The sequence below is a fragment of the Arthrobacter livingstonensis genome, assembly GCF_003219815.1.
GTDB classification, from domain to species: domain Bacteria; phylum Actinomycetota; class Actinomycetes; order Actinomycetales; family Micrococcaceae; genus Specibacter; species Specibacter livingstonensis.
The window spans coordinates 53,486-71,181 of sequence record NZ_QJVD01000007.1; the positions used below are offsets into that span (position 1 = coordinate 53,486).

Annotated in this window: 16 protein-coding genes; 7 read left to right on the forward strand and 9 right to left on the reverse strand. The window is 65.0% G+C overall.

What is annotated here, in order from left to right:
• Nucleotide 1: 1 nt before the first annotated feature.
• A complete protein-coding gene (locus CVV68_RS08235) occupies nt 2-469 on the reverse strand; it encodes a Fur family transcriptional regulator (RefSeq protein WP_110500648.1) in 468 nt (155 codons plus the stop codon).
• 143 nt (nt 470-612) lie between these two features.
• Here CVV68_RS08235 and CVV68_RS08240 point away from each other — a divergent pair, with 143 nt between their 5' ends.
• Entirely contained in the window at nt 613-1,248 is a 636-nt protein-coding gene (locus tag CVV68_RS08240) for a DUF2461 domain-containing protein (protein WP_110500519.1), read from the forward strand.
• Between the two features lie 194 nt (nt 1,249-1,442).
• Here the strand turns inward: CVV68_RS08240 and CVV68_RS08245 are convergent, their stop codons facing one another.
• The 3 genes from CVV68_RS08245 to CVV68_RS08255 all read right to left on the reverse strand — a co-directional run bounded on the left by CVV68_RS08245 (nt 1,443) and on the right by CVV68_RS08255 (nt 5,296).
• Nucleotides 1,443-2,189 (reverse strand): oxygenase MpaB family protein, encoded by a 747-nt coding sequence (locus CVV68_RS08245; protein WP_211320761.1) that lies wholly within the window; start codon nt 2,187-2,189, stop codon nt 1,443-1,445.
• A gap of 38 nt (nt 2,190-2,227) precedes the next feature.
• Complete coding sequence (locus tag CVV68_RS08250; RefSeq protein ID WP_110500521.1) at nt 2,228-3,739, reverse strand: amino acid permease; 1,512 nt, start codon at nt 3,737-3,739, stop codon at nt 2,228-2,230.
• Nucleotides 3,740-3,880: 141 nt separating this feature from the next.
• Complete coding sequence (locus tag CVV68_RS08255; protein WP_110500522.1) at nt 3,881-5,296, reverse strand: FAD-dependent oxidoreductase; 1,416 nt, start codon at nt 5,294-5,296, stop codon at nt 3,881-3,883.
• Between the two features lie 317 nt (nt 5,297-5,613).
• On the opposite strand from CVV68_RS08255, the gene rarD reads away from it, so the two are divergent.
• Nucleotides 5,614-6,501, forward strand: coding sequence for an EamA family transporter RarD (rarD, locus tag CVV68_RS08260; RefSeq protein ID WP_110500523.1), 888 nt, complete (start codon nt 5,614-5,616; stop codon nt 6,499-6,501).
• Between the two features lie 30 nt (nt 6,502-6,531).
• Nucleotides 6,532-7,914, forward strand: a complete 1,383-nt coding sequence (locus CVV68_RS08265) for a dihydrolipoyl dehydrogenase family protein (protein WP_110500524.1) — start codon at nt 6,532-6,534, stop codon at nt 7,912-7,914.
• Nucleotides 7,915-8,186: 272 nt separating this feature from the next.
• Here the strand turns inward: CVV68_RS08265 and CVV68_RS08270 are convergent, their stop codons facing one another.
• Nucleotides 8,187-9,008 (reverse strand): universal stress protein, encoded by an 822-nt coding sequence (locus tag CVV68_RS08270; RefSeq protein ID WP_110500525.1) that lies wholly within the window; start codon nt 9,006-9,008, stop codon nt 8,187-8,189.
• A 189-nt stretch (nt 9,009-9,197) separates the two neighbouring features.
• Between CVV68_RS08270 and CVV68_RS08275 the strand changes: the two genes are divergently transcribed.
• Complete coding sequence (locus tag CVV68_RS08275) at nt 9,198-10,337, forward strand: D-alanyl-D-alanine carboxypeptidase family protein (protein ID WP_110500526.1); 1,140 nt, start codon at nt 9,198-9,200, stop codon at nt 10,335-10,337.
• Here the strand turns inward: CVV68_RS08275 and CVV68_RS08280 are convergent.
• Both CVV68_RS08280 and CVV68_RS08285 read right to left on the reverse strand, forming a co-directional pair.
• A complete protein-coding gene (locus tag CVV68_RS08280) occupies nt 10,334-11,542 on the reverse strand; it encodes a hypothetical protein (RefSeq protein ID WP_110500527.1) in 1,209 nt (402 codons plus the stop codon). The genes CVV68_RS08275 and CVV68_RS08280 overlap by 4 nt on opposite strands.
• A gap of 68 nt (nt 11,543-11,610) precedes the next feature.
• The gene (locus CVV68_RS08285; RefSeq protein WP_110500528.1) at nt 11,611-11,934 is read right to left on the reverse strand and encodes a hypothetical protein; all 324 of its coding nucleotides are present in this window, start codon (nt 11,932-11,934) and stop codon (nt 11,611-11,613) included.
• 104 nt (nt 11,935-12,038) lie between these two features.
• Here CVV68_RS08285 and CVV68_RS08290 point away from each other — a divergent pair, with 104 nt between their 5' ends.
• Nucleotides 12,039-12,275: a hypothetical protein gene (locus CVV68_RS08290; RefSeq protein ID WP_146238857.1), complete on the forward strand. Its 237-nt coding sequence runs from the start codon at nt 12,039-12,041 to the stop codon at nt 12,273-12,275.
• Between the two features lie 72 nt (nt 12,276-12,347).
• On the forward strand, nt 12,348-12,569 hold the full coding sequence (locus CVV68_RS23140) for a hypothetical protein (protein ID WP_146238858.1): 222 nt from the start codon (nt 12,348-12,350) through the stop codon (nt 12,567-12,569).
• 235 nt (nt 12,570-12,804) lie between these two features.
• Here CVV68_RS23140 and gabT read toward each other — a convergent pair whose 3' ends face one another.
• Both gabT and CVV68_RS08300 read right to left on the reverse strand, forming a co-directional pair.
• Complete coding sequence (gabT, locus tag CVV68_RS08295; protein ID WP_110500530.1) at nt 12,805-14,166, reverse strand: 4-aminobutyrate--2-oxoglutarate transaminase; 1,362 nt, start codon at nt 14,164-14,166, stop codon at nt 12,805-12,807.
• 71 nt (nt 14,167-14,237) lie between these two features.
• Nucleotides 14,238-15,668 carry a gamma-aminobutyraldehyde dehydrogenase gene (locus CVV68_RS08300; RefSeq protein WP_110500531.1) on the reverse strand — a complete coding sequence of 477 codons (1,431 nt, stop codon included), beginning with the start codon at nt 15,666-15,668 and terminating at the stop codon, nt 14,238-14,240.
• 149 nt (nt 15,669-15,817) lie between these two features.
• On the opposite strand from CVV68_RS08300, the gene CVV68_RS08305 reads away from it, so the two are divergent.
• Nucleotides 15,818-17,278, forward strand: a complete 1,461-nt coding sequence (locus CVV68_RS08305; protein ID WP_110500532.1) for a PucR family transcriptional regulator — start codon at nt 15,818-15,820, stop codon at nt 17,276-17,278.
• Nucleotides 17,279-17,696 lie beyond the last annotated feature (418 nt).

Genomic DNA, 17,696 nt, shown 5'->3' on the forward strand with positions numbered 1-17,696 from the left:
TTTACTTATCGCTCCTAGTCATAATCAAACTTTGTTCATTCAGAAGTCTTGTGGTGGCACAGTCCGGGCAGGTGCCCCAGTAGATGACCTCGGCCTCGTCAATCGTGAAGCCATGGTCATTGGAGGCATGGAGGCACGGTGCTTCGCCAACGGCACAGTCGACGTCGGCGATGTCACCGCAGCTGCGGCAGATCACGTGATGGTGATTGTCGCCCACCCGGACCTCGAAGCGTGCCGGTGAGCCCGAAGGCTCGATCCGGCGCACGAGGCCGGCTTCGCTCAGCGCCGCCAGGACGTCATAGACGGCCTGTTTGGAGACGCTGCCGAGTACATTCCTGACCGCCCCAATGATGGTGTCGGCATCGGCATGCGGGTGGGAACGGACTGCTTCCAGCACAGCAACCCGCGGAGCAGTCACGCGCAGCGCGGCTGCTCGCAACATTTCCTCGGGATTGTGCACTTTGTCCATGGCCATACTCTTTCATGCTTTCTGGACTCAGTCCAGTAAAGCTCGTCCCGGCGCGTCCTCCACAAGCGGCCCCACAACATCCCTTGTCCACTTCTTCCCTGGCCCCCTGTTGAGCTCCCGGGGATCTACGTAGGCTCCTTTTCATGGAAACTTTTACCGGCATCCCCACGGCGGCGAGCGATTTTTACGCCGAACTCGAAGACAACAACAACCGCGACTGGTGGCTGGCACACAAGGATACCTACGACGCCGTTGTCAGGGTGCCGCTGGAAAGCCTCCTTGCGGAGCTGGCTCCGGTCTTTGGCCCGGCCAAGCTGTTCCGGCCGTACCGGGACGTGCGTTTTTCACCGGACAAGTCGCCCTACAAGACCGTTCAGGGGGCATTTGCCTCCAACTATGAGGGAGTCGGGTTCTACCTTCAGGTCAGTGCCGACGGCCTGCTGGTGGGTGGCGGCTTCCACTCCAGCTCAGCGGCGCACCTGGCCCGCTACCGGACGGCCGTGGATGCACCCGTCAGCGGCGCGGCCCTGGCGAAGGCGGCGGCTGCACTGTCGGAGTCCGGGTTTGGCGTCGAGGGTCAAAAACTCAAGACAGTGCCGCGCGGCTTTCCCAGGGACCACCCGCGCGCCGAGCTTCTCAAGCACAAGACCCTCAGTGCTTCACTGCTTGTGGGACTGCCGGACTGGATGGACACGGCCAGCGCCAGGGAGGAGGTGGCCAGGCACTGGGAGCAGCTGCGCCCGCTCGTCGACTGGGTCATCCGCTACGCGGCGCCCTAAAGGTGGCGGACCGAGGCTCGGTCCGTTGGCAGATCGACATTCCCTCGGTTGGGCCCACGAGCGCGAGGGACCCGCTGCGAGCTTGCGAGCAGTGGGAGCGCTTGGGGACTATCCGATTGACGGCCGCGAGCGGTTTTACAGTCTCCTTGACGCGACCTACGGAAACACCGGATCCGCCGCCTCGATGACCAGCCTCACCCAAGGCTCCTGAGGTAGTGGCGCATCGGGGCGTGACGGATCTTGGCCGGGGTGATTCGGACCAGGACTGACGCGGCCCGGAAGGTTGCCGCCAGGGCCTTGTCCTGTCGCGGGGACCAGTGAAAGCCATACAACTCCCGCACGGAAGGGGGAAGGAGTCCTTTTGTCAAAAACCTGGCCGTGGGCATCAGCGCCCTGATCCACACAGGGGCGTTTTGGGCAGCCAACAAGTCCCGCGCCACGGCCCTGATGGTGTCGTCGACATGCAGTTGCCCCAGTTGCCGGTTCCAGTAGTCGGCGAAGTCGGCGCGCGTGGACGGCCACAGTTCCGCCGGCATGCCGAGGGCTGTCCCCAACACGCCATACTGGCGGTGGATGGTGTTTGCGGCGTCCGGAGCCAACGCCGGGAACACGGCGCTGTACGTTTGCATGGCTGAGTCATAGAGGGTGGCGGCCACCCACAATTGGAGGGCCGGGTCCGCCGCATCATAAGCCGGATGCCCTGGTCCCGACCCACCCTTGACCGGCAGATGCGCCCGCTGGACGCTGGACTTCGCCAGCTTCTGCTGGGCGGGGGTTCCATTGGTCAGCGCGTAGACGTAGCTGAGTGTTGCGTGCAGCCGCTTGAGCGGGTCGGCGGCAAAGTCCGAGTGCCGGGCCACACCGTGGCCAACGGCAGGGTTGGCCAGCTGCAGCAGCACGGCCCGCCCGGCCCCGGCCAGCAGGACGGACTCCGGAGCCATGTCCGCAAGGTCTGCCGCGGCCCGGCTGGGGCGCATGGCTAGCCGCGCAGCCCGGCCGGGACGGTCCCGGCGATGCCCGCTGCAACTTCGCGGCGCAGGCGTGAATTCCAATGCCCGTAGGAGAAGTAAAAGACCAGTCCCACGGCCACCCAGATGGCAAAGAACACCCAAGTGACGGTGGCCAGGTTGAACATCAGGTAGATGCACAGCAGGGCGGACAGCACGGGGATCACCGGGCCGAGGGGCACCCGGAACGACGGCTTGAGGTCCGGCCGCTTGTGGCGCAGCACCAGGATGCCGATGCTGACCATCACAAACGCGCTCAGCGTGCCGATGTTGATCATTTCGCTGAGCAGTTCCACCGGTGTGAAGCCTGCCAGTGCCGCAACGACGGCGCCGCACAGGATCTGCGTTCGTGCCGGCGTGCCATGCTTGTCCGACGTCCGGCTAAGTGCCCGCGGGAGCATGCCGTCCCGGCTCATGGCCATGCTGACCCGGGCCAGGCCCATGAGCAGCACCATGATGACGGTGGTCAGGCCGATGAGCGAACCCAGCGAAATGACGACAACGGCCCAGTCCGCACCCACCAGGTGGAAGGCCGAAGCCAGTGACGGTTCCGCCTCGGCGGCCAGGTCCTTGTAGGACACCATGCCGGTGACCACCAGGGTGACCAGGATGTACAGGACGGTCACCACTGCCAGGCCGGCAAAGATGCCGCGCGGCAGCGTCTTGGCGGGGTTCTTGACCTCCTCGGCGCTGGTGGCCACCACGTCAAAGCCGATGAAGGCGAAGAACACCAGTGCGGCGCCGGAGATAATGCCCGTGAAGCCGTACATGGCCGGGGTGGCTCCGGTCAGGAACGACAGGAACGGCTGGGTGGCCCACGAGGTGTCTGTGGCCTGGGCCGGTTCGGAGGTCGGCACGAAGGGGGCGAAGTTGCTTGCCTTGACGAAAAAGAACCCGACGACGATCACGAACAGCACTATCGCAATCTTGATCATGGTGAACACGTTGTTGATGCGGGCGGACAATTTGGTGCCCAGGACCAGCACCACCGTGAATGCGGCCACCACCACCAGCGGTCCCCAGTACACGGTCAGGCCCAGCAGCGGGAAATTCGACGGGACGTTGATGTGCACAACTTCCAGAAAGTTGCTCAGGTACACGCCCCAGTATTTGGCGATCACCGAGGCCGCCATCAAAAGCTCCAGGATCAGGTTCCAGCCGATGATCCAGGCCAGCAGCTCGCCCATGGTGGCGTAGGTGAACACATAGGCGCTGCCCGTGACGGGGATGGCCGTGGCAAATTCGGCGTAGCACATGACGGCCAGCGCACAGGTGACGGCGGCCAGGACAAACGAAATGGTGACCGCGGGTCCGGCATAGCTGGCGGCTGCCTTGGCGCCCACGGAGAAGATGCCCGCGCCGACGGCGACGGCAACGCCCATGATCATCAGATCCCAGGTGTTCAGGGACCGTTTCAGCGTGTGGCCGGGCTCAACGGCGTCGGCCAGGGAACGTTCAATGGATTTAGTGCGGAACAAGTTCATGGAAAATCGCTTAATCTTCAGGTTTTTTGAACCCCTCGACTTTACCGAGGCGCTATCAGATCAAAGGAATTCCGGATATTTTATCTCACCATTTGAGACAGCAGTTACCGCATCGTGCGTCATGGACGCGTGCCGGCAGCGCTACTTATTGGAAATATTGACCATCTGTCCGCGGTCCACAACCTTGACGCGCTCGCGGACCACCTCAATGCCCGGCTCCGGCACATACGTGGCACCCAGGTGCTGTTCATGGGTGTCGAGCTTGTTCCAACCCTCCCAGGTGGTGTACTCCACGCCACGGGATTCGAGCAGTTCCACAATCCCATGCTCGCCGGGGTGTTCGGCCACGGGCAGGCCGGCGCGATCCTCCAGAAGGCAGCCGATGGTCTCCAGCGCGTCGCCCTTGGTGCTGCCGATCAGGCCCACCGGCCCGCGCTTGATCCAGCCCGTCGCGTACAGGCCCGGCACAGGGGCGCCGTCGTGCCCAAGGACGCGCCCGCCGTCGTTTGGGATCACGCCGTGCTTGGCGTCAAAGTCCACTTCGGGGAGCTCGGAGCCGAAATAGCCCACGGCCCTGTAGACGGCTTGGACGGGGTACTGAACGAACTCGCCGGTACCCCGGGCGTTGCCCGTGCCGTCGAGCTCATTGCGTTCAAACTTGATTGCGGAGACGCTGCCGTCGGTGCCAATGATTTCCACGGGCGTGTGCAGGAAGTGCAGGTGCAGGCGGCGCGACGCCGGGACTCTGGTTTCGTCGTGTTCCTCGGCCAGCCAATTGGTGAACGTCTTCACGATCGTTTTGACCTGGTTGTTGGTTCTGATGGCGGCGTCGGAAGCCTCGTCGAAATCGAAGTCCTCGTCGTAGAGGATAATGTCCACGTCGCGGGAATGCGAAAGTTCGCGCAGCTCCAGCGGTGTGAACTTCACCTGGGCGGGGCCCCGGCGGCCAAAAATGTGCACATCCGTGACCGGGGACGCCTTCAATCCTTCGTAGACGTTGTCCGGGATCTCCGTGACAAGGAGGTCCTCGGCGTGCTTAGACAGCACCCGGGCCACATCGAGGGCCACGTTACCGTTGCCGATGACGGCGATTTCCTTCGCCGTCAGCGGCCATTCGCGGGACACATCCGGGTGGCCGTCGTACCAGGACACGAATTCCGCGCCGCCGTAGGAGCCGTCAAGTTCGACCCCGGGGATGCTCAGCTGCGCATCCTTGACCGCTCCGGTGGCAAAGATGACGGCGTCGTAAAAGGAGCGGATGTCACGCAGCGAGAGATCCCGGCCGTAGGTGACGTTGCCAAAGAAGCGGATGTCGCCGCGGTCCAGCACCTTGTGAAGTGCGTTCACAATGCCCTTGATCCGGGGATGGTCAGGGGCCACGCCATAGCGGATCAGTCCGTACGGCGCGGGGTGCGACTCAAAAATGTCAATGCTGACCTCAACGTCCCCGCCAGCCACTTCCTGCGACTTCGTCAAGATGTCTGCGGCGTAGACACCGGCCGGCCCGGAGCCAACAATGGCAACGCGGAACGGGCGGGCGGTTGTCGAACTAGACAAGAAGAGGTCCTTCCGAACTGTGGATCGCGGCACCACGATTAAGCGGGGCCACGGCGAAAACACCTGGTGGGTGCTACTTTTCCAGTCTAAGTGCCCAAGCCCGGAGCAGGTAAGGGGCGCCGGCGGAACGTGACCAACCACTCAGGGCTCCCCGGTTCGGGCGACCTTCAGTCCAACAACACCCCAAGTGGCCATGGAATATTGGGCCCGTCCATGCTGTTATTGGCCTTGTGTCGACTAGCAAACCCTCAACAGCGCCCCCTTCCCCGCCCAGCAGCAAACCGGCGCGTCCGGCCCGGACCGAGACTGCCACCGGCATGTTCTTTGGGTTCGGTGCCTACGGCCTGTGGGGCCTGCTGCCCCTTTTCTTCGTTTTGCTCATGCCGGCCGGCAGCGTGGAGATCGTCGCCAACCGGATTGTCTGGTCGGTCGTCTTTTGCGTCCTGATCATTACCGTCACGCGCGGCTGGAACAAGATCGGCACGGCCGTGAGGAACGCGCGAGTCCTCGGCCCGCTGGCCATTGCCGGCGTGTTGATCGTCGTCAACTGGCTTACCTATGTTTTTGCCGTGACCCACGGCAACGCCATTGAAGCGTCGCTGGGCTATTTCATCAACCCGCTCGTCTCCGTGTTGCTGGGCGTGATTGTCCTGAAGGAAAAGCTGCGCCCGCTCCAGTGGGCGGCCGTCGGCGTGGGGTTCGTGGCCGTCGTCGTGCTGACCATCAGCTACGGCAAGCTGCCGTGGATCGCGCTGGTGCTGGCCTTCAGCTTCGGCCTCTACGGCTTCGTGAAGAACCGGGTGGGCGGCAGGGTGGATGCCATCACCAGCCTGAGTGTGGAGACGGCCGTGCTTACCCCGTTTGCCATTGCGGCCATGGTGGTCATGGCGGTGCTGGGCCAGGCCACGCTGACCGGCCTGGGCGCCGGCCACTTCTGGCTGATGGTCTCCTCCGGCATTGTGACCGCCGTGCCGCTGCTGTTCTTTGGCGCCTCCGCCCGGCGCCTGCCCATGACCACCATTGGCCTGCTGCAATATGTGGCTCCGCTGCTGCAGTTCGTGGTCGCCATCGTGTTCCTGGGCGAGCACATGGGGCTCGACCGCTGGATTGGTTTTGGAATAGTGTGGCTGGCGTTGGTGATCCTGACGGCGGATTCACTGGTCCATTACCGGCACGCCTCGCGCCTGCGCCGGGCCGCCGCCTAGGATCCACTGTTCCAAACGAAAGGCACGCACATGGCTGTTGAGGAACTAGACCTGCTGGTGGTTGGCGGAGGCAAGGCCGGAAAGTCGCTGGCCATGGACATGGCCGCGGCCGGACAGCGCGTGGCCATGGTGGAGCGCGGCATGATCGGCGGCACGTGCATCAATGTCGCCTGCATCCCCACGAAAACCCTCGTGAACAGCGCACGGCTGCTGTCCGTCACCCGCCGCGCGGGCGAATTTGGCATCACCGGCGCGGACTTCCCCGCCATCGACATCGACCTGCTGCGCGCCCGCAAGGAAGACGTGGTGGGCACCATGGTGGCCGGCCAACGCAAGTCTTTCCTGGCCTCCGGCATGGACCTGGTGATCGGCCAGGCCCGCTTTATCGCCCCGCGCACGGTCGAGGTGACGGACGACGCCGGCACCCGCCGCACGCTGCGGGGCACCAATGTTGTGGTCAATACGGGCATGGTCCCGTTTGTGCCGGACGTCCCGGGCCTGCGCGCAGCCGGGCCGCTGACGAGCACCACGATCCTTGCCCTGGCTTCCCTGCCGTCCAGCATTGTCATTGTGGGCGGCGGCTACATAGGCTGCGAATTTGCCTCGATGCTGTCCATCATGGGCGTGGCGGTGACGGTTGTTCAGCGCGGCGCGTCGCTGCTGCCGCGGGAGGATGCGGATGTTGCGGCCGCCGTCGCCGACGTTTTTGCCTCCGACGGCGTGGACGTCCGGTTGGGTGTCGGGGCGGCGTCGGTGGTGCGTGCGGCCGGCACCGTGGCCGTGAAATTGTCCGACGGCACCTCGGTCACCGCCGAGGAGATTCTGGTGGCCACGGGCCGAACGCCTGTCACGTCAGAGCTCGGGCTGGACGCGGCCGGCGTCGGGCTGACCGACCGCGGGACCGTCCAGGTAGATGAGTTCCTGCGCGCCACTGCAGACGGCGTGTGGGCCGCCGGCGACGTTGCCGGATCGCCGCAGTTCACCCACGCATCGTGGAACGACTACCGGATCCTTAAAGCCAACCTAGCGGGTGGCTCCTGGAGCACCAAGGACCGGCTGATCCCCTACTGCGTATTCACGACCCCCGAGCTGGGGCGCGTGGGACTGTCCGAAGCGCAGGCCCGCGCCGCGGGCCACGAGATCCGCATCGCAAAAATGCCCGTCTCCGCCATCCCCCGCGCCCGGACCGTGGGCCAACTGGACGGATCCTGGAAGGCCGTGGTGGAACGCGGTACGGACAAGATTCTCGGAGTGTCCCTCCTCGGCCACGAGTCCAGCGAGGTGATCGCCGTGGTCCAGATGGCGATGCTTGGCGGTCTGCCCTATCAGCAAGTCCGCGACGCCGTCATAACCCACCCGACCATGGCAGAAGGTCTCCAGCTCCTCTTCAGCGACGCCTTCCTCGAGAAGTAAGCGAGCCACCGGACGGCAGGCTGCGGAGCGGGACGAGCGGCTGGCAGCCCGGTGTTTTCGTAGGCGACGTCAAGGAGGCCGTCTCAGGCGGGACGGCGGAGCGGGATCAGTGGCTGGCGGTGGCATTTTTTGTAGGCGGCGTCAGGGAGGCCGAGGCCGCCCGCGGCCGATTGGCCGGAAAGGCCCCAAGCGCTCCCACTGCTCGCAAGCTCGCAGCTGGTCCCTCGCGCTTGTGGGCCCAGCTGGAAAAATGCCAGCCCAGCCGCCCGGGCCTAGATCCCCTGTCGCACGAAGTCGCGCGGCACCACCACCATGGGCACCGGCAGCGAGCGCAGGATCTTGTTGGCCGTGGATCCCAGGAAGATCTTGTGGTTTTCGGCCAGGCGGCTCGAACCCACCACGACCAGCTCGCCGGACTTCCAGCCGATGCCGTCCACGGCTTCCTCAATGTTGCGTCCATGTGCCAGGGTCACGGTCACCTTGTCCGCCGGAAGCTTGGACGCCGCTTCGGCCAGCACGGTGTTAGCGTGCTGGCGTGCGGGGCTGAGGGCATGGTCCAGATCGAAGTTTTCCTGCTCCAGCTGGTCAATTTCGACCAGCGATACCAGGCGCAGCGGCACGTTCCGCCGCCCGGCCGCCGTGGTGCCGACGTCGAGCACGGCCTGCCAGCCTTCCCGGACGCCGGTCATCACGGTCAGCCGGGTCAAGGGGTCCCGGCGGTTGTAGCCGCGTGGGGCCAGGGCCACGGGAATCGGAGAGGCGTGCAGCAGGCCATTGGCCACCGAGCCGAGCGTGAAGCGCTTGAACAGTCCGTTGCTGGCGGCGCCCACCACAATGAGCGCAGCATTGTCTTCCTTGGCCGTCGCAATCAGGCCATCGGCAAAGGACTCCGCCGTGCGGGTGGAATACGTGGCAGTCACCATGTTGGGAACCAGTGCCAGGGCCTGCTTCTTCGCGGCGGGATCGTTCTCCCTGCTGCCGTGCACAACGTTCACGAGGTGAAGTTCCGCGCCCTGCGTCTTCGCAATGACCCCGGCAAGGGCGATGGCATCGGCGCCACGCTCGTCCGGCCGGTATCCAACTACATATTTCATGCACTCCGCCCTTCGATGGGCCACTCGCGCACGGACATGCCGGCACGCCGCGGCGTTCGTTGCACTGACTGTACAGCCGCCCGCCGTCCTCCGATAGTGGCGGGGTAATTCGCCCCCTAACCGTTGTACTGCCTGCAGATTGGGCCTAAAATCAAAAAATCAAAAACTGAAGGACAGGACGGTCCCTCAATGAAGATCGGCCGGCTGGCGATGGTGGCCGTCGTCGTGATGGCCATGGTTGGGTTCCCCATCGCAGGGGCGGCGGCAACCACGGCCGACAACAGTGCCATTGCCGCCAAATACCAGTCGATGGGAGGGGCGGCAGGCCCGCTCGGCGCCGGCATCACCCCCTTGCGCTGTGGACTGGTGCACGGCGGCTGCTACCGGGCCTACCGCAAAGGCAGCATCTATTGGTCGGGCGCCACTGGTGCACACATCACCCATGGCGGCATCGCCGGCCGCTGGGCCACGTTTACCTGGGAGCGGGGCTTTCTGGGCTACCCCGCCACGGATGAAAACTGCACGTTGATCTCCGCTGGCTGTGTGCAGAAATTCCAGGGCGGTTACATCTACTGGCAGCATTCCACCGGAGCCCACACCATCCACGGCGGCATCGGAACCAAGTGGGTGCAAATGGGCTATGAGCGAAATCCCTTGGGCTTTCCCGTCAGCGAGGAGTCCTGCTCCGGGGTCCCCCGCGGCTGCGTCCAGCAATTCCTGGGCGGCTCCATCAGCTGGCGCTCGGGTGCCGGGGTCAGCGTCAACCCGAATTCCCGAAGCGTGGGCGTGGTGGTGAACAAGCGCCATCCCAATTCTCCAGTCAACCAAACGCCGCCGGACCTCATCCAAATTGGTTCCCAGCTCATGCGGCGGGAGGCCGCCAACCAGATGGCCCAGCTGATCCGCGGCGCGTCCGTCACCGGAGTTCCCGTCTCCACCGTGAGCGGTTTCCGCTCGTACGCCTCCCAGGCAAGTCTTTACAACTATTACGTGTCGCTGTACGGGCGGGCGGTGGCTGACACCATTTCCGCCCGGCCCGGATTCAGCGAGCATCAGACGGGGCTGGTCCTGGACATTGGCAATCCCAACGGTGCCTGCGGCCTGCAGACCTGCTTTGCTGGCACCCCGGCAGGGCAGTTCGCCGCCGCCAACGCATGGCGCTACGGCTTCGTCATCCGCTATCCCCAGGGCTACGACTCCATCACCGGGTACACGAACGAACCCTGGCACCTGCGTTACATCGGAGTCCGGGCCGCAACCGACATGTACAACCGCGGCTACCGGACGCTGGAACAGTATTTTGGCCTGTCCGCCGCACCCAACTACTAACCGGTCCCGCCCGCGTCTTCGGCGGGCCCACCATCGGTAAGCCCGACGCCGGTCCCGCCGGGTTCCGCCGCTGGGTTGCCATCGGCAGCGGCGGGCACCATCGCGAACTGGATGCAGGCCCAGCCAAGGACCACCAGACCCGAAAGCATCAGGGGCGTGGCAAGTGCCGGAGCCAGGCTGGCCCAGTCGGGCTGATTGGAGATACCGCCGTCGGCCGTGGTCACGGTGATGGTCCCTGAAGACAGCGGGAACATGAACTGCGCGAATAAGGCGGCAAGTCCCGCCGCTGCCGCCACTGCCCCAAACAACAGCCCAAGCCGGGCCGACGGCCTCCTGCTTGTTGGGACGATCCTGCCAGTGCCAGCCCCAGCCTCGGTTGCGGCCTCGGTGCCAGCCTCGGGCCAAAGGTGCTGCCACCGCCGGGGCACCACGAACAATACTGCAACCATGAACAGGGCCAGCGAAAGCAGCCACGTCCCCGTCGGCATCAAAAGGTAGGACAGGGGCAACTGCGGCTGCACACCGTCGTTGTAGTCCGCGAAGTTCGGAAGAGGTTGGGGAAAGATCTGCGCCGCAAAGAGCGCCATCCAGCCACCCGCGCCCACAGCGATCGCCAGCAGTCCGAAGGCTGCGCGCAGGGCCGTTTCCCACGCTGCGCTGCGGCGTGAGACCAAAAAGATCGAGCCTGCCAGGATTCCCAGGCCGGTTCCCAGCAGCGCCGGAGCCGGCAGGTTGATGAACTGGCCCCACGGAGGCGGATTGATCCCATGGAATTTCGACGGATCCATTTCCAACGACGCAGGAAACCAGTACTGCGCGCCCAGGCAGAACACTCCGGCGGCAATGAGCAGCAGGCCCGTGACCACTGGAATAAGCCACCGCCGTGCCGGCGCCGGGATGGGGGTCGCGTCCAAGAACCGTGCGTCGAACGCTGCCTTGCTGTCAGGTACAACGCTGTCAGGTACAACGGCCGAAGGCCCGCCACCCGCCCGATTCCCGCCCGTCACCTCATTGCGCTCCGGGCCGTTGGCTGGCGGCGCGACGCCGGCGTTCGGCAGGGACCCGGGCCCCGCATCCTGACGCACCGGACCCGGCGCCGCAGGCCGGCGGACTGTCACAGTCTCCGGCGGCGCGCCCGGCGGCACTCCCTCCCCGCCGGCCTGGTAGACGGCCGGAAACCGTGGATCAATGCCATTCTGTTCCATGCAACCCCCATTGGTGCTGAAATGAATTTCACCCAGTCTAGCGGCCTGGATCGGCGCCGCAGAAAGCGTCATCCCATGTTGTCGAGATCCGCTGCCAGATCAGGGACTGTTTCCACGGGCGCCGCCGTCAGCCGGAGATATACGGCCAGCAGCAGGGACGCCAGCGCCACCAACAACAGGTATGGGCCCACCTGTACGAGAGTCACCGGCCACGGCGTCAGTTGAACGGTGGCGTCGCCGTGGTTGAACGTGCTGGGCCCCAGGGACTGGGTAAAAATCTGTGGCGCATAAAATGTCACGGCGGCACCCACGAGCAAGACGACGCCCGTGGCGCCCGCGCGTGCAGCGGACAGCGAATTCGTTCCGCCGCCGTTGGTACGGACGATTGCCACCGCCGCCCCCCGCACACAAGCCAAACAATGCCAAGGGCACGGTCGCAAGGTAGGTCAGCTGGATCCAGGGATAGGCATAAGTTGCCCCCTCGTGGGTGGCTAGCATGAAGAGCAGGAATTTCGGGTGCCAGGTCACCGCGAACAAGGAGAACGTCGCAGCCACCAGTGAGGCCACAGCCACCAAGGCTGCGGCAACGCGCAACCGAAGGGAAGCCTGCGGGTGGCGGGGCGCACCCCCGAGGAACATCGCGAGCAACATGGCCAGCCCCGCAATAACGATGAAGGGGCCCAGTGCCGCCACCTTGTCCGTCAGGGGAAAGGTCAGCGCCATTAAGACGTAGTTCCCGCCACCGGGGTCGGTTTTGGACGCCTCCTTCGGCAGCAGGCACAGCAAACCGAGCAGGGCTGTCACCATGCCGGCGCCCACTCCAAGAACCCACGTCCGGGCAGTCCACGGCCGCGGTCCGGCTGCCACCGGTACCACGTTCGGCAGGTATTCCTGGTCAGAATCGGCCGGTTCCACCTCCCTGCCGACGGCGACGCCGGCCGGCTCCGGAACGGCCTCAGATGCCCCCGACCGGTCCGCTTCGGGCGGCTGGCTCGACGCCCGCGGCAGCGAGTCCCCGCCGGGTTGATACTCCGCTGGATACCGCGGATCAAACTCGGCCCGTTCCATGCAAACCCCCATCAGTGCGTCCAGCAAAACTCGCCCCAGCATAGGCCGGGTCGCCACGGACCCCGAAACCAAAGCGGCACCCGGTGCGGCCAAAAGGCCAACCCGGGTGCCGCCGTCGTCAGTCCCCATTGAGCTTCGAGATCACCACCACCAAGGTCATGGCGAAGGCGCGGTGATCTCCAATCCCGACAGGATTAGGCCGCCTTGCGGACTGCGGTTTCCAGCACGTCCAGGCCGTCGTTCAGCAACTCGTCGCTGATGACCAGCGGCGGGAGCAGGCGGATGACGTTGCCATAGGTTCCGCAGGTCAGAATGATGACCCCGGCCTGCAGGCATGCGGCGGCAATGGCCTTGGCGGCCTCCGCGTTCACTTCCTTGGTGGTGTGGGCGGTGCCCGGCTTGACCAGCTCGATGGCCATCATGGCCCCGCGGCCGCGGATCTCGCCGATGATGCCGGCCCCGCCGAGTTCCTCAACGAGTGCGGTGAAGCGTGCCGTGACGATCTTTTCGATGTTCTGCGCGCGGCCGTTGAGGTCGTGCTCCTTCATGGTCTTGATGGCGGCGAGCGACGCCGCGCAGGCCACCGGGTTTCCGCCGTAGGTGCCGCCGAGGCCGCCGGGGTGCACGGCGTCCATGAGGTCGGCGCGGCCGGTGATGGCGGAGAGCGGGAGCCCGCCGCCAATGCCCTTGGCCATGGTGATGATGTCCGGCACCACACCTTCGTGCTGGGAAGCGAACCACTCGCCGGTGCGGCAGAAGCCCGACTGGACCTCGTCGGCGATGAACACAACGCCGTTGTCCTTGGCCCAGGTGGCCAGGGTCGGCAGGAAGCCGTCGGCCGGGACGATGAAGCCGCCCTCGCCCTGGATCGGCTCGATCAGGATCGCGGCAACGGAGTCGGCGCCGATCTGCTTCTCGATCATGGTGATGGCACGGCGTGCGGCCTCTTCGCCCTTGATGTCCGATTCCTCGCGGTAGGGGTAGCTCATGGGCACCCGGTAGATCTCGGGTGCAAAGGGGCCGAAGTTCTTCTTGTAGGGCATGGCCTTCGCGGTCAACGCCATGGTCAGGTTGGTGCGGCCATGGTAGGCGTGGTCAAAGGCAACGACGGCATCGCGGCCCGTGGCCAGCCGGGCCACCTTGACGGCGTTTTCCACGGCTTCCGCGCCGGAGTTGAACAGCACAGTGCGCTTCTCATGCGTGCCGGGCGTGAGCGCGTTGAGCTCCTCGGCCACGGCAATGTAGCTTTCGTACGGGGTGACCATGAAGCAGGTGTGGGTAAAGTGGCCCACCTGCTCCTGCACTGCCGCCACCACGTTGGCGTCCGAGGCGCCCACGGAGGTGACGGCGATGCCGGAGCCGAGGTCAATGAAGGAGTTGCCGTCCACGTCGGTGATGATGCCGCCGTCGGCATCGGCCACGTAGACGGGGACGCTGGAGGCGACGCCGCCGGCCACCACGGCCTTGCGGCGGGCGTCCAGGGCTGCAGACTTGGGACCAGGGAAGGAACCGCTCAGGTGCCGTTTCTGCTCAAGCCGGTAGTGGATTTCAGACATGGATTTTCCTTTCAAAAGGTGACTGCAGAATCTGGGGGCGGCACCCGGCCCGGGTGCCGCCGTCGTGCTTCCTAGGCGTCCAGGTTGCTCATGACGTGCTTGATGCGCGTGTAGTCCTCGACCCCGTAGATCGAGAGGTCCTTGCCGTAGCCGGACTGCTTGAACCCGCCGTGCGGCATTTCGGCCGTGAGCATGATGTGGGTGTTGATCCAGACGGCACCAAAATCCAGGTCGCGGGAGACGCGCATGGCCACGCCGTGGTTGGACGTCCACACGCTGGAGGCCAGGGCGTACTCGACGTCGTTGGCCATCGCCACCGCTTCCTCCTCGGTCTTGAAGGTCTGAACGGTGATGACCGGGCCAAACGTTTCCTGCTGGACGATGTCGTCGGTCTGCTTCACGCCGTCCACCACCGTGGCCTCGAAGAAGAAGCCCTTCTCGCCCACGCGCTTTCCGCCGGTGATCACCGTGGCGTAGTCGGGGATGTTCTCCACGACCTTGACGACGGCGTTGAAATGGTTGATGTTGTTGAGCGGGCCAAAGTAGTTCTTGGAATCGTCGGCGTTGCCGGTTTCCAGTCCCTTGGACGCTGTGGCGAGGGCCGCCACAAATTCGTCGTGCGCGGATTCCTCCACAAGCACGCGGGTGATGGCCGTGCAGTCCTGGCCGGCGTTGAAGAAGGAGTACTCGGCGATTTCCTGGGCCGTCCTGCCCAGGTTGGCATCGGCGAAGACGACGGCCGGTGCCTTGCCGCCCAACTCCAGGTGCGCCCGCTTCAGGCCCTTGGCCGCACCGCTGGCGACGGCGATGCCGGCGCGGACGGAGCCGGTGATGGACACCATGGCGGGGGTTTTGTGCTCCACCATGGCCGCGCCGGTGGCGCCGTTGCCGAGCACGATGTTAAGCACGCCGGCGGGAATGATGCCCTTGGCGATGTCGGCGAATACCAGGGTGCTCTCCGGCGTCGTGTCGCTGGGCTTGAGCACAATGGTGTTGCCCGCGGCGAGGGCCGGGCCGATCTTCCAGACCAGCATCAGGAACGGGTAGTTCCACGGGGTCACCTGGGCGATCACGCCTACCGGTTCGCGGCGCACATAGGAGGTGAAGTTCTCCATGTACTCGCCGGCGGAGCGGCCCTCGAGCAGGCGCGCGGCTCCGGCGAAGAAGCGGAACTGGTCGGCTCCGGCAGCCACTTCCTCGTCGGCAATCATTTGCTTGACCTGGCCGGTGTTGCGGTGCTGTGCCTCGACGATTTCGCTGCTGCGGGCTTCAATGGCGTCGGCCAGCTTCAGCAGAACGCTTTGACGCTGGCCAGGGGTGGAGTGCTTCCATGTCTTGAAGGCCGCGGCTGCCGAGCCCATGGCCGCGTCCACGTCCGCTTGGCTGGAAATCGGCGCCTTGGCCACGACCTCGCCGTTGGTGGGGTTGATGATGTCCAAGGAATCCGCCCCGGTGACGGGCACGAATTGGCCGTTGATGAAATTCTGCAAGGTTTGGACCACGGTGTTCAACCTCTTTAACGTAGGTGGGTGTGACGCGGCTCTGCTTTTCTTCGCCGCTTAAGCAGAGCCTAAGCCCCCAACACCCCTTGCGCGAATGGCCGTTTGCACCACTGCACCCGTGGCGGGTAGTGCGTTTGTATAGTTGATGCATGGCACTATCCTTGGCTGACTTGATGGGCCTGCCGGCCCTGCACCTGAAAAACATGGGATCCACCCGCACACCACTGACCGCGCCCATCGATTGGGTGGCTGTGACCGAGCTGGAAAATCCGCAGGCATTTCTCAGCGGCGGTGAACTGGTGCTGACCACGGGGGCACGGCAGGGCACCGCCGACTCCCAGCGTTCCTTTGTCCGCCAGATCAGGCGCGCGGGCGCCGTCGGCATTGGATTTGGCATTGGCTTTGAGCACGAGGCCGTCCCGCCGGCGCTCATCGCCGAGGCCAACCGTTGGGGCGTGCCCGTGGTGGAGGTTCCCTACGTCACCCCGTTCATCGCCATCGGCAAGCTCGTGGCTGAGGCACGGTCCGCGGATCACTACACCAAGCTGGAACGGCTGCTGCGTGAACACCAGGTGCTGGCCCGGGCCTTGCTGACCGGCGGCGGGCTGCCTGCCCTGCTGCGCAAGCTCGCCGCCATGGTGGCCTCGGAGCTCGCCATCACCCAGTACGGCAGCGAGGTGTTTTCCACGGACCCAAGCCCGGGGCCGACCCCGGGACCGGACGACGTCGACTGGCACGCCGTGGCGCTCTCCACCGGAAAGCGTGACGCCAGCACGCTGTGGCTGCGCAGGCCCTTCCACGACGACGGCATTGTGGACTACGCGCGCGGGCTGATCAGCATTGAGCTGAACAACCTGGTGCAGCGCCGCCACACGGCACGACAGATCGCCGGCCAGGTCCTTGCGGACATTGTCCGGGGCACGTTGGAGACTGCCGACGCCGCCGCCAGGATCGAAAATCTGGGGCTCAATCCGGCGTCGAAATACTTTGTGCTGCTGGTCCGTGCCCAGGCGGACAGCTTCTCCACGGTCTCCACGATGGCCCTGCCCGCGGAGCTGGAAACGGCCGTGGCCGCCGTCATGAAGACCGATGAACACAACGAACTGCTGCTCGTCGTCCCGTCGCAGCTGGGCGACCCCGCCGTTCTCGGCCGGGCCCTGAGCCGCCAGATGCACGACGTCGGCATCAACGAGGCTGTGGGGATCGGCGGCTCGTATTCCCAGGCGAACGGGTTGCGCTGGAGCTATTTTGAGGCACGGGAGGCCGCAACCCGGGGACTGGATGTCAATGTACCCGAGCGGCTGAGCCTGACCTCCCTGCTGCTTGCCAGCGAAGATGTGCCCATGGCAGACATGGCAGCAGAGGCCCTGGGGCCTCTGGCCGCCTTTGACTCGGCCCACGGAGCTGAACTGGTGGACACCTTGGAGACGTACCTGCGGCTCAACGGCTCGGTGGCCGCGGTGGCTGACGCGCTCACCCTTCATAGGAACACGGTAAGGTACCGACTGACGCAAATTGCCGAGCTTACCGGCTACGACCCTGCATTGACACCTGACCGGGTGCAGCTTTGGCTGGCCTTGGCCGTACGCAGGCTGTCGCCACCGGCCTGAGTGGTGACCCGTGAGATATGGCGCCTTCGAAACTCCTAAACCGCCTTGTCTCACGGGTCACGGTGGAGTGGGCCGGATTCCTTGTCCACAAGGCTGCACCGACACACTACTATCCACAGATCTCCCCGTCCGATCCCATTTTCGCCCTGAGCGTCGTCGCATTGGGTGTCAATGGATACATGAGAAAACCAAAGCCACTGCCCTCGCCGCTTGCTCAGCAGCCGTTCACGCTGGCAGAAGCGCTCGAGGCCGGACTGACCCGCGCCAGAACCCGGGCGGGAGATTTATGGACACCCAGCCGGGAGATACGCCTGCCACGGGCAACCGCCTTCGGTCTGCTCGAGAGTTGCCGGGCACTTGTCTCCGTAACGCCCTCCAGCGTGGTCAGCCACATTACTGCCGCCAAAATCCACGGACT